The organism is Pseudoalteromonas sp. T1lg65 (assembly GCF_051930985.1).
Taxonomy (GTDB): Bacteria; Pseudomonadota; Gammaproteobacteria; order Enterobacterales; family Alteromonadaceae; genus Pseudoalteromonas.
Genome location: NZ_CP196837.1, coordinates 1,314,078 through 1,326,707, shown reverse-complemented (window position 1 = coordinate 1,326,707; position 12,630 = coordinate 1,314,078). Strand labels below are relative to the sequence as shown.

The 12,630-nt window shown below is 42.7% G+C and carries 13 protein-coding genes; all 13 read right to left on the bottom strand.

The features are described from left to right. Window positions 1–2 precede the first annotated feature (2 nt). The 13 genes from pseG to ACSLBF_RS05575 all read right to left on the bottom strand — a co-directional run bounded on the left by pseG (window position 3) and on the right by ACSLBF_RS05575 (window position 12,561). The gene (gene pseG, locus ACSLBF_RS05635; protein ID WP_440055626.1) at window positions 3–1,595 is read right to left on the bottom strand and encodes a UDP-2,4-diacetamido-2,4,6-trideoxy-beta-L-altropyranose hydrolase; all 1,593 of its coding nucleotides are present in this window, start codon (window positions 1,593–1,595) and stop codon (window positions 3–5) included. Further along, entirely contained in the window at window positions 1,592–1,834 is a 243-nt protein-coding gene (locus ACSLBF_RS05630) for an acyl carrier protein (protein WP_440055625.1), read from the bottom strand. Before ACSLBF_RS05630 ends, pseG begins: the two co-directional genes overlap by 4 nt. Then, window positions 1,834–2,874, bottom strand: coding sequence for a pseudaminic acid synthase (gene pseI / locus ACSLBF_RS05625; RefSeq protein WP_440055624.1), 1,041 nt, complete (start codon window positions 2,872–2,874; stop codon window positions 1,834–1,836). The genes ACSLBF_RS05630 and pseI overlap by 1 nt, the downstream gene beginning before the upstream one ends. A gap of 2 nt (window positions 2,875–2,876) precedes the next feature. Next, the gene (locus ACSLBF_RS05620) at window positions 2,877–3,638 is read right to left on the bottom strand and encodes a cytidylyltransferase domain-containing protein (protein ID WP_440055623.1); all 762 of its coding nucleotides are present in this window, start codon (window positions 3,636–3,638) and stop codon (window positions 2,877–2,879) included. After that, the gene (locus ACSLBF_RS05615; RefSeq protein WP_440055622.1) at window positions 3,639–4,934 is read right to left on the bottom strand and encodes a DUF4910 domain-containing protein; all 1,296 of its coding nucleotides are present in this window, start codon (window positions 4,932–4,934) and stop codon (window positions 3,639–3,641) included. A 14-nt stretch (window positions 4,935–4,948) separates the two neighbouring features. Further along, window positions 4,949–6,271 (bottom strand): aminotransferase class III-fold pyridoxal phosphate-dependent enzyme, encoded by a 1,323-nt coding sequence (locus ACSLBF_RS05610; protein WP_440055621.1) that lies wholly within the window; start codon window positions 6,269–6,271, stop codon window positions 4,949–4,951. 68 nt (window positions 6,272–6,339) lie between these two features. Next, a complete protein-coding gene (locus ACSLBF_RS05605; protein ID WP_440055620.1) occupies window positions 6,340–6,843 on the bottom strand; it encodes a GNAT family N-acetyltransferase in 504 nt (167 codons plus the stop codon). Continuing rightward, on the bottom strand, window positions 6,843–8,912 hold the full coding sequence (locus ACSLBF_RS05600) for a motility associated factor glycosyltransferase family protein (protein ID WP_440055619.1): 2,070 nt from the start codon (window positions 8,910–8,912) through the stop codon (window positions 6,843–6,845). Before ACSLBF_RS05600 ends, ACSLBF_RS05605 begins: the two co-directional genes overlap by 1 nt. Window positions 8,913–8,916: 4 nt before the next feature. Further along, on the bottom strand, window positions 8,917–9,210 hold the full coding sequence (locus ACSLBF_RS05595) for a hypothetical protein (protein ID WP_440055618.1): 294 nt from the start codon (window positions 9,208–9,210) through the stop codon (window positions 8,917–8,919). Next, window positions 9,203–9,637, bottom strand: coding sequence for a flagellar export chaperone FliS (fliS, locus tag ACSLBF_RS05590; RefSeq protein WP_440055617.1), 435 nt, complete (start codon window positions 9,635–9,637; stop codon window positions 9,203–9,205). The genes ACSLBF_RS05595 and fliS overlap by 8 nt, the downstream gene beginning before the upstream one ends. Before the next feature lie 16 nt (window positions 9,638–9,653). Further along, complete coding sequence (gene fliD, locus ACSLBF_RS05585) at window positions 9,654–11,075, bottom strand: flagellar filament capping protein FliD (RefSeq protein WP_440055616.1); 1,422 nt, start codon at window positions 11,073–11,075, stop codon at window positions 9,654–9,656. Between the two features lie 21 nt (window positions 11,076–11,096). Beyond that, window positions 11,097–11,507: a flagellar protein FlaG gene (locus ACSLBF_RS05580; protein WP_440055615.1), complete on the bottom strand. Its 411-nt coding sequence runs from the start codon at window positions 11,505–11,507 to the stop codon at window positions 11,097–11,099. An 82-nt stretch (window positions 11,508–11,589) separates the two neighbouring features. Further along, window positions 11,590–12,561 (bottom strand): flagellin N-terminal helical domain-containing protein, encoded by a 972-nt coding sequence (locus ACSLBF_RS05575; RefSeq protein ID WP_440055614.1) that lies wholly within the window; start codon window positions 12,559–12,561, stop codon window positions 11,590–11,592. Window positions 12,562–12,630 lie beyond the last annotated feature (69 nt).

The following is a 12,630-nucleotide window of genomic DNA, read 5'->3' as shown; positions in this document are numbered from 1 at the left end:
CTTTACCTCACTGGCTTTTGAGCATTGCGATAGACGTAATTGAAAGCGTTAGGGTTAGCATTAGGAAAAGCCTGCTCTATCGCTTGGCTCAGTTCTGTGTCTTTGCAGCCAACGCGCTCAAAGCCCATATACTGATTAAGCAAATTAACAAATTGGTTGGATTTATCGATAACCGCTATCCACGTTGCATCGGGATGAATTTCTTGGGTATGTTTAAGCTGCCACTGCAATACTAACATGGCATGAGAGAAGTCTACCTTGCGATCACTAGTCGTAAACCAGCCACCTATTAAATAGTCACGGTCGTTATAGTTAACCAATTGATGCCAAATAATAATTCTATCGATGCCTTCTTCCATTAGCACATAAGATTGACGTCGGTTATTAAACCACCAGTTAATGTGCTCACAACGACCTACAGACGTTTTGATGGTCATTTTTTCTGCATTTGATGGATGGTTTCGAGAGGCTAGATAGAAGTTGATATCTGCATCAGTGACTTTTCTTAGCAAGAACTTTTCTGAAAGCACTTGAAAGACCTCGGGCTCAGGCTCTGGATTGTGTGCTGTGTTGGTTTGCGATTGTCCAAGCAAGCTTTGTGCTACGCGCTCTGCGCCAAATCCATCGACCGAGACCAAAGCGTTAAACACCAAGGCCGTGACTCTGTTTATGTTGTTGAGCAAACTTGCAATGGTTTTGACAATTAGCGCGGTGTCATTTTCTAACAGGTTATCAAGATGGAAATAATGCCCTAGCGGTTCAAGATCTTGCCAGTCATTTTGTTGGTTAGCCGCAATGCTAAAAGTCAGCGCCGGCGTTTTTGTTGCGGCCAATTCGTACAGGGAAGTCCCCAACGCTCCAACAAATAAACGACAAGCAGATAAATAGGGCTGGATAGAAGATGGTGAATCAATAATCTCAACTCGCTCACTGTGACTCACTAAGTTTTCAAACCAGTCGGTTCCTGTCGCAGTCGGCCCCTTTATTATTTGGATCCGATAGTCCGATAGCTCTCGACTGTCGATTAGCGCGGCTAGTAAAGGCTCTAATAAACGCCAATTTCCGCCCCCACCTAAAGAAAACAGCAGGGTATTTTGTCTTTGCGCTGTACAATTTCGATATTTGGGGTTCAGCAAACTGTACTGTGGTCCCAACAACATTTTGCATGACTCTGGGGATTTATCGGCGTATCGACGCTGCGCTCCATTGGCAACAAACTTTTGATCAATTAATACATCGGCCAGATTTTCTCGGCCAAGATCATCAATTACGACCAAGCGATGTCCGGCCTTTTTAATTTCAACCTGCCATTTTAGTCCTAGCTCATAGCTATCGAGCACCACGGTAACTGGCTCGCCGCCACAATATTGCAAAAACCACTGCGCGTCTTGTTGTTCCGACTGAAAATGGACGTCTTGATCATGCCTTGATGCAACTAGCCTTAGTGCAATTTCCGAAGTTGTCCCCTGTTGAATTTCTCTATCGCAAACAAAAAAGCATGCTGCGCCAGCTTGCTCCAGCTCAGTAGCAAGCCAATGACACCGCATCAAATGCCCAAGCCCCTGAGTATTATTTATGCGAAAGTAAAAACTCATGGTTTTTGGCATAACGTGTCAATCAACCCCTTAACAGTCGCATTTTGCTGCGCACTGAGTTCTTCTGGTGACAGTGACACCCCAAATTCGGTTTCTAACTGCATCACCATGGACAGGATCTCAAACGAATCCAATAGCCCAGACTGAACAAAATTAAACGCTAGGAGCTGCTGATCAGATACGGTAACGCCTCTCGATTCTAAGAAGTGTTCAAAAAAAGCGATTAACTCGGCCTGCATTAGTCTAAATCCCCCCAAGCCAGTTGCGTGCCTCTTGGCATGTCTTGCTTAACTTTTCGTCCAATCAAGCGAGGAATATCCTTAGGTCTGATCTCTCCACCACCGGGTCTCATTTGCACCAAGTTCTCTTCGCTTAAGCGCTCGCCCGCTTTTACATCCTGACTTAAATACACACAGCGGCGCGCTTTTGATGGCTCTGTAGGATAGTGAATCGTGCCGAGGGCTTTTTCGATTTGTCTCACTCCTTTCACCAGCTGCTCTAGTTCGTTTGGCGTCATAGAGAAGAAACTATCTGCTGTATTGTCTGACTTATCCATCACAAAGTGCTTTTCAATCATACAACCACCAACGGCAACAGAAGCCAGCGGCACATCGTTACCTAGTGTATGATCAGAAAGCCCTACTGGAACCGAAAAGGTGTCTCTTAGATGCGCCATGGTGCGCAGATTGATAGACTCAGGTGGTGCCGGATAGGTGCTGGTACATTTCAAAATACACAGCTCAGTGACACCCGCTTGCTCAGCGACTTTTACCGCTTCGGATATTTCTTCAAGTGTTGCTCCTCCAGTGGACAAAATAACGGGTTTTCCTGTTTTAGCCACATCGCGGATCAATTGATGGTCAATTAGCTCTGGTGAAGCTATTTTGTATGCCGGAGCGTCTAACTGCTGTAACAGGTCAACGGCGGTTTTATCAAACGGAGACGAAAAACACGTAATACCGATTTTGTTCGCTAGCTCGAACAACTCCGCATGAAAGTCCCAAGGCATGTAAGCGCCTTCGTAGAGGTCATACAAAAACTGCCCTTTCCATGGGCCATCTGAGATATAGAAATGCGGCAAATCACATTTCATTGTCAGGGTATCTGCACGATAGGTCTGTAATTTAATGGCGTCTGCCCCGGCTTCTTTTGCCGCATAAACCAGCTCTTTAGCGCGTGAAAGGCTCTGCCCATGGTTAGCAGACATTTCAGCAATAATGTAATTTGGGTGATCATGGCCGACCTTTCGGCCATCAATAATAAGTTCTTGCTTAAACATAGTTAGCCCACTTGTTTTTGTTCTACGTGCTGGTTGATTTCTAACAACCCCGGGGTGGAGTGAATTTTTTGCTGTAGCTCAGCAAAAGTGAAATCGACTCGGTTATCGAATAGCGCATAGATTTCATTTATCAGTTTATAATCATCGACTTCATCCAGAGTCAGACGCCAATCACTCAAATCCTGGTGATAGCTATAGTCAGCCACTCTCAGGTTCTTCGAAATGTATTGCGTGACGTGCTCTCTTTCAAAGTCAGCAGTCGCATTATTATGTGCTTCTAGTAAAGCAGAATAGGTAAAAACTTCAGTATCAAAGCCATTGGGATAACCACAATGCGGACCCGCCGACACGTAATCGAAGTGCTCTCTTATCTCAAAAAAATGCGAGATCACGTCAGCGGTCACCTGCGGATCAATCAGTGGGCAGTCGCTGGTGCAACGAACTACGACAGTTTGCTCGTTGGCGCCTACCGAATCAGCAGCAAGCATATATCGACCTAAAACATCCTCGGTATCGCCTTCAACATATTTAACATCCAATTGCTGACACAGCTCGACGATAGGTGATTGAGAGCCATCGTTGGTCGTGGCTATCACGATTTTATCTTTAAAGGGCGATAAACGATCTAGCATGGTTTCTAGTACCGTTTTACCGCGCAAAGGCAACATGACTTTTTTGGGTAATCGTGTGGATGTCATCCTCGCCTGAATAACGATGATAAAATCTTTGCTACGTAAACTTTCTAGTCGCGCATTTAAATTCATTTAATCTACCACTTCTAACAAGTTCTCAGTTACTAACTTATCGGCAATATCGAGCAGTTCAAAAGGACTCACCTGAATTAATTCAGCAATTTCCAATAGATCCATGGTGCCATCTGCGTATGCTAGAAGATTAGTCATCTTTACAACATAGGAATAGTCTTGTTGCATATCACTCACACTTGGATATAAACCGCGCTTTCCTAACTGCGGTTCACCGAGTACTGTTGTTTTGTAGCGATAGTTGTTTTCTAACAGCACAATCGCAGCCCATAAGGCGTCCGCACCACCTTGCAACCCTTTTGGGGTAACCAAAGTCAAGTCATCAAGAGAGGTGTGATACTCTGGATATTCCCCGTATTTACTTCTCATGATTGAACAAACAGGTAAATCGACACCCGGTGCGCAGTACTGTCTTTCATCACTGCCTCGTTGCAGGTAGTGATAGCTTTTATAGTCACCCGCAACACTCTTAAGTGCACTTTTTGCTGCTCTGTCCGCTAACGTATTACCGTCTCTGGAAGCAAGATAAGAGTAGGCACGTTCATCCCCGATACAAGTCACAACAAAGCCCGCCGCCAGTTTCTTCTTAAGGTGAGATAAATGACTTGCCAAGTAACTAATTGCACCGATTGTTTCTGGCACAAACAATATGCGGTAGGTAAAGCGCCGTTTTGACTGTTGCAGCAGCTTCTCAATTATCGCCATCGACACAACTGGCCCTGAAAGCTCATTATTGGCAAGCGATGGATGACAAATATAAGTCGACAGGAGTATTTCTTGCTCGCTTTCACCTGGCAAAATTAATTCACCGTAATTCAACTCACCGTCAAATAGCTTGGACTTAATGACAACCTGATATTCACCTTCTTCCAACTGTGCTCGTTGTTCCGTGGATAAACAAAATCCCCAGTTTTCTTTGTAATATGAAGTAACGTAAGGAACCGCAGTGGGTAAACTTGGAATATCATATAAGTGAGGCTGAAGCTGTTCCAACGTCATTTTTTGATTAACTGGAATGGAATAACCCATTAAATGCACGTTGAGCTGTTTAAAATCACAGATTTTTTGCCCTGATGGTGTGATGATGTATGCATCTTCAGCATACCATTCTTTTGGCACAGTCCAATCGAGGACAGATGTACCAGAAGGCACACCTTTGATCGTTAACTGAGGAAATAGCTTTTGTATGTAGCGTAAGGTCTGACGAACACCTTCGCCAGTTAAACTACGATTGATTGGAAACAAGTCTCGCGCCCAACTATGGAAGCGAAGCCCATCCTCTATCTCAAAAAACATCTTGATTTCCTTACTTAATTTAAACGCTTAAAGCCCGAAGTTGACGGCGTAATGTGTGCGAGTAATTCAGGATTGTCTTGTGCTTCTTTGATAGCGGCAAAGGCGTAATCAACCGCTTGTAAATATTGTTCTACGTGTTCGAACTGGTGCGCATACATAGCGTAATACATGTTTGTCGCAAGAATATTCTTGTCTAACATTTTTTCTATAAACAAGGCCTTTAACTTAAGTGGTTCAGGGTGTTCGAAGCCAAAGTGACAGAGTGCCGAAATGCCTGAAACATGGATCTTTAGCTGATGCTTTGCAGCTAAATCAAGCCAACCTTGTTTAATTTTTTCGCCCAAGGAAGCCAAATGCTCATGCACCTTGTTGCTTTGATAGAAATCTATTGTTGCTAGTGCGGCAACAGGCCCTACACGCTCAGTCCACATGGTACTAGAAATAAAGCTTGATTGTGCGGCATCCATCCATTTGGATTTACCTATCACAGCAGCCATCGCATAACCATTTGCCATTGCCTTTGAGAACACAGCGATGTCAGGGTTTATACCTAATTGCAAGTGAGAGCCACCGGGACATATTCTAAATCCCATTGAGATTTCATCGATGATCAAAGGAATATGTAGCTCACTAGCTAGTGCTTCGACTTGTCTCCAATACTCCGCTGACGGTGAGAAATTCCTCATTGGCTCCATCACAATCGCAGCGAGCTCTGTTCCATGGTGTGAAATCACATCTTTGAGCGCTTGAATATCGTCAAATGGGAATGGGATCGCGGTGCCTTTTAATGCTCTGGGTACGCCGCGCGGAGAAAGGCCAGGGATCAAATGATCATCTAAGTTGCCAGTATCGCTAATGTTGGCGGACAAGTACCAATCATGCCAACCATGGTAACCACAAAACGCTATTTTATCTTTGCCAGTTGCGGCACGTGCAATTCTTACCGCTACAGTCATCGCTTCGCCACCACAGCGCGCAAAACGAGCTTGTTCAGCCCAAGGGTGGATTTCACATAGTTTTTCAGCTAGCAGCACTTCTTCAGGGCAGTTTAGGCTTGAACTTACTCCGTTTGTAATAGCTTGAATCACCTCATTGTCTACTGCCGGCTCGGCGTATCCTAAGATATTTGCGCCGATCCCTGATATCGACATATCTAAATATTCATTACCATCTAAGTCCCAAACTTTCGCACCTTGCGCTTTTGAGTAATAACCCGGCCAATGTTCTGGATTGAACATATCCGGTCTCTTGGATAATAGTTGCGATAGGCCCGGAATAAGCTTTTTGGCTTTTTGTTGTAGCTCTAGGCTTTTTTTGATGTGTTTTTGATTTGTCATGAATGTGCGCCGACTCGTTGAAACTGAGTTTTATATGCAAAGCTAATACCAAATAGTACCGATACTAACTATAAAATAAGTCTCATTGTAGCGTAGTTGGGATTGTCATTACCATCCAGCTGATACTCAAAAAAGCCAATTTTCTCATAGGCTTTCATCGCTGGCTGGTTAGTACGAGCAACGCCCAACCGCAGCGATTTCAAGCCAAATTGTTCTTTTACAAACTGTCCCGCTGCGGTGATAATCTCCCCTGCCACCCCTTTTCCTCGCCAAGCATCTTCTCCGATTAAGATGCCTAACGCGGCTTCTTCAAGGTCCCATTCAATTGGTTCAAATTTCAAATTACCAATATGCTCGCCACTATCCTGCGTAAATACTCCCCAGAATAAACATGTGTCGCTGCTAAGTTTGTCGTCAATATATTCCTCAAGTGCCAACATTTCTGTAGGCTTATAGGTAATATATTCCACTGAATTTGCTTTAGAAAACCAGCTCAAATACCGCTCAGATGCGTGCTGTTTTTCTAGTATTTTAAGTACAAATCGTTCGGTTTGGATATCAGCGACTTTCATTAACGGCACTCGTTATATCTTGCTTCATATAGTTTAGGACAATCACGAATGAAGCTGGACCAGATTGATATCGCTTTTTTGAAATGGGGAATGATCTCTTCATCATCGCCAAAATTATGTAGAAGCGACAATAAGATGGAAGCGGTATATAACGCTTCACCCTCAAGCAATAAGTACAAAGCCAGATGATTAGCTGAGTTGCGGAATGAATAGAGGTAACGAAGGCTTTTCAATAGTACTTCTTGTGCTTCTTTACGATCCTCGTAAGGCTCATCGAGAATATCAGCCATGGTTTCGCACAGCAGCGAAAAATCTTTGATGTTTGTTAGCCGCTCTACTGATTCTAAACTTACTTGCGCGGTAAACGCTTGTTGTTTGATTAACTCAACCGCTTGAGACTTTGCTGCTTCATCAGACTCTAAGATAATTTCATCGGCAGGTAACGGAATAGTGCCGTCAATTTTTGCGCCATTACTACAGTTAAAACAGTGAACTTCACTATTTTTAAATTGATCTAACAGACGGCCCATTTGGGTGTTACCGACCGCCATAAATTCATCCGTCAAAACGGTATCAACAAAGTTCCCAGGAATGGCGATTTGATTACCAATCTTGGTAGGTTCAACAACGGTTTCCCCTTTTTTATCGTAATAAAAGCTGGCTTTTGAGTGATGATGCTCAGGATCGATGTAACCATTATCAACACCAAACAAATAGATATCTCTAAAGCCCATATTACACGCAAAGCTAAGCGCGGTATTGCCTACCAATGGATTGGAATGTGACAAGGAGCGTAGTACTTTTTGATCGCTTCGATAGTAAGCGAGTTGCAACATCTGTGTTCCAGACTCACCCGGCTTTAAGGCAATACCTGTCCAATTAAACAACGCTGGCACATCAGGGTGCATCACATTGGTGACCAGCAAGTTCATTTTGCTGCGGTATTCTTCTGGTAAATTTTCTTTCAAAAAGTCATAGGTTGCTTTTGTTCTTTCAAGTGCAACGTGAAAATCTGGGATAATGCCATGTTTAAGCAAAGCAGTGGATGCTGAATTACAGGCAAATATCACAACTTTGTCTTTGATAGACTTTAAGACTTCTATCGATGAATCTAAAGATGGACCATTAGCAACAATAACAGCCGGAACCGAAGCTAGGCTCTGCATTTTATCATCTTGATAAAGCATGAAGTTTCTTTTATTGGCAACATTACCTAGTGAATGCGCCAAGCCAATCATCGCATCATCGAAAAAGCCAAAACCAGCAAAGAACTGATGATAATTTTTTTTATATTCTGCAATCCAACGATTAACTTCAACTGATGGATAATGTTGATAAAACCAAGAATGGCAGACACTGGCGACGCTCACTTCACGAGATCTTGAGTAGATTTGCTCGTAAATCTCTTTCTCACTAAAGCCAATTCCTAAATATAAGTAGGCGCCCTGATTATTAACTTCTTCCAGTATTAAGGACCAATCTGCGCAAAAAAGGCTGGCAAAAAAATAGTCTTCATTAGGCTCTAGAATATTTATATAACCACTGTGACTGGTTTTTATTACTTCTAAAAGGTGGTATCCCAACCCGATACCAAAAATCACTTTGCTTGGAATTGAAGCGCCTAATTTGTAATTGGGTTTAAGCTCATCTCTGGCCTCAACATATACCTTACCCAGTTTTTGCATTAATTCGATGTGGGTAAAATTTACTTGATTTTCAAGGTGCATAACACCGGAGTGATCTAGACGCCCAATTATTGGGTGCTCAATATTTTTTTTGACTTGGGTCGCAGTTTGTTCTTCTGGGTCCTCATTGTACATAGGAACACCAGTATTGTAGTCAATAATATTTGCACTACCGTTTGGGTTTACAAAAAGCTTAAACTTGTCACTCGGTTGATAAGTTAGGTATTTTTCATAGATTTCAGGGAAAGGGTCCTGCAACGCTTTAAGATTCTTTTCAAACCGTAAATTGGCGGCTTCAATAAATAATGCTTCTCTTTGTGCGTTTTCTTGAACTGTTTTAAGCTGTGACTCTATATATTCGAGTTGTTCTTTGAGTGAATCCATTGGCTTACTTAAACTGGTTGTATTTTTTTATTGAGGATTGATTCTTCTGCATACCCAGAAGTTGGTTTTTGGTGGTATTGCGCTCTGCCGTCAAGAACTGGGAAAGATCGTCTATGAGCGCTGATGTGGAAGTTATAAACTCTCTCTTCTCTTCCACTGAATCAAGTTGTTCTAACACTGTACGAATGCGATTGCTAACAGCTTCGGCTTTTTTTGTCGCCTCTTCTGTTTTGCCCTCTTCAGCGAGTTTTTGAATCTCGGCACAAAACTCAGCTAAGGTTTCATACGAGCTATCCATTGCTCGCATCTTGATGTTGAGCCGACTCGTCTAATGTCTTCATTCTGACGTCTACCGGAATTTGGTCCCATGCAGACTTAATCTCTTTTAACAAACCTGATACTTCTTCTACTATTGACGAATCATTTTGAATCGATGCATCAACCAGTCTCTCTAGCATATAGGTATACAAAGCATACAAGTTTTCAGTTACTTCGCCACCAACTTTGAAATCCAGACATCCACGCAGTGCTTCAAGAATAGCGGAAGCTTTTGACAGATGCTCGGCTTTAGCTTCAAGGTTCTTTTTATCAATAGCCACCTTTGCTAGTACCATCTTCTCAACTGCACCCGCCATAAGCATCTGGATGATTTCGTAACGGTCCGCACCTGCTACTCGAGTTTTAAGCGCTTCGCGCTGATAGTTTTTCACTCTCGCATTGTACATCGTTATAACCCCTTATCTACTTAGATTTTGTGAAACCTGGCAGGTTCGCAAGTTGTGCGCCTAAATACGACTGTGTTTGTTGCATTTGCGCTATTAATACGTCTAGACCGGCATATTTTTGCCTTAAGCTCGCCTCCAAAGATTTCATTCTTTCTTCGTGATTGAGCACGTCGTCATCAAGATCATCAAGCTGAGCATTCAAACTCGTTTCTCGTTGCTTAATAACCCCACCAGAATCAACATAGTTACCAAGCATCTCTTCGAGTTTCTTAGCAACACCATTTGGACCTGCAAATGCTGTGCCAATATCATCAAAGTTTTCATCCATGGCTTCATTGAGACTGCGAACTAATGATGACTTTTCTAAATAACCTTTATTATCGACACCTAAACCGATATCAAATATAGACTCAAATGGACCCGCATCTGTCAGTGTTGAACCTAGCGTTGATACTAACTGTGAACTTAAACCTCGCATTGATGCATCCCCATTAAGCGGTTTGCCAATCCGAGTTTGAAAACCAATGTTACCAACTAGGTTATTATAATTGGTGATAAGCTCATCAACCAATTTAGTTACCGACTCTCGGTCATAATCAATATTCAATTTAGCAGTTTCATAACCTGAAGTATCATCACCAGCACTTTTCTCAAGGGCTCTGATTGTCATGTCTTGAACCGCATCTTTAAAGGTGTTGGTAGCGCTTTGTACTTCCAGCCCATCCACAGTAATAATGGCGTTACGCGCTGCATCGTCGGCACCTTGTGTCATGCCGCCGGTAGGATTTGTTGTCGCGTCGTAGGTTTCAATTGCATCTAATTCGGCGGTGTCACTGGTAATTACTAAATCGTTATTGTCCCCACTCACGTTGGATGAAAGAACAAGTTTGGTTCCAGCAGTTGTAGTGCCTGTATTAACGATGTTTGCTGTGACTCCGAAATTGGTGTCGGAAGCATTAATAGCATCACGAAGCTCAGCTAACGTCATACCTGCTGTAACTGTCAAATCGAAAGTTTCGGTACCTGCTGTAAAAGATAAGGTGCCACCAGATGCACTTACAACATCATCGGCAGAAGTAAATGCATTGTCCGCGGAAGTAACTCGGCTACCTTGTGCCAATTGTTTGACGGCAATATTAAAATTACCCACTGAGATATCAGAAGTCGGCGTTACACTAATAATATCGCCACCAGCTGGTTGGCGAATATTCGCGACACGTTTACCAAAATTATCAATATCGGCTAACTTTTCAATCGTATCTTTAAGTTTGGAAATAGCTGACTTTATTTCACCTACTGCAGATAACTCTACTTTGAGCGACTCTTGCTTCTGAGCAAAGTTAATCATTTTAGGTCTATTTTCAGCATCAATTGATGCCTTAATAATAGACTCTAAATCCAAGCCAGAACCGACACCTGCGGATGTGATAAGTGGCATAAACTACCTCCAAAAACTTAATTAGGCTGTTTTATCAAACAACAAGCCCTGCTTAGTGATCTTATCGGCAAACTCTTCCAAAGCTTTAGCCACTTCCCTGAACTCCTCTGAAGGAATTTCTCTGATCACTTCTTTACTCTCTTTATCCATTACCTTGATCACCGGAGTTTCACCTCCTTCATCAAACTCGAACTGTAAATTCGTTGCTGTAACGGGTATAAACTCATCCAACTTAGCCAAGTTTTCTTTGACCTCGACGAATAGCTTTTGCTGAGTACTCGACTTGTCATCCATCTCTTCAGTCTTGTTACTCGATTTTTCCGCTTTCTCGATCGCCCGAGATGTTTCAACATTTGTATCAGCACGTTTCTGTTCATTTAGAGGAACAGTGTTCTGATACCCTAAATTTGATTGGGTTTGAACTTCGCTCATGAACAACCTCCTGCGCTAGACTTAAATTGAGTATACGTCAAGTTTGTAGATACAACCAAACTTGACGTTACACATTTAGCGATTAACCGAGCAGCGACAAGGCAACTTGTGGACGCTGGTTCGCTTGACTCAAGATTGAGCTACTTGCTTGTTGCAAAATTTGCATTTTAGTCAAGTTTGCGGTTTCTTGCGCGAAGTCGGTATCTTTGATTCGAGAGCGCGCAGATGATAGGTTCTCTGAAATGTTACTTTGGTTACGGATCGTTGATTGGAAACGGTTTTGAATCGCACCAAGCTCAGCCCGCTTTTTATCAACCACAGCAATCATCGAGTCCATCGCCGCCAGTACCTCTTGTGCATTTTCTTGCGAAGAAACACTAATTATAGTCGCAGCCATATTGGTAAAACCAACAGTTGCTTCCGTTTTACCTGTACCTACGTCACTGATACCAGCTGCAAGAGTTGACATGGTTTTACCAGTTACACCCGATGCAACAGCAGCAAGTCCTGACATGGTAAAGCCACCATTTGCTGTCAGTGAATTATTACCATTAGAAGATGTACCGATGTCTTTCATACTAAAACTGATAGTTTGAATCGCATCCGCACCAACTTGGAAGTTAGCTTGATATTCACCATTAAGCAGGCTTTGTCCACCGAAAGTGGTATCTTCTGCCACACGGTTTACCTCAGCTGCCAATGAGCGAATTTCTTCTTGAAGTGCTAAACGGTCTTCATCTGTGTTTGAACCGTTTGATGCTTGTTGTGCAAGTGTACGGATACGCTGAAACATTTGCGTTGTTTCATCTAATGCACCTTCAGCTGTCTGGGCAAGTGAAATACCATCGTTAGCATTTCGAACACCCTGATTTAACCCGTTTATTTGACCAGTAAGACGGTTAGAGATCTGCATACCTGCAGCATCGTCTTTGGCACTGTTTATCCTAAAGCCTGATGAAAGTCTCTTAAAAGACGTATCAAGCGAATTACCTGAGTTCATTAGCTGTCTTTGCGCATTTAATGAACTAACGTTGGTATTTACGTAAATAGCCATAATTAGCCTCCGCTTTATCAATTAACATCAATGCTACGAGATACCCCTACCCAGTAGCATCGATAGAGT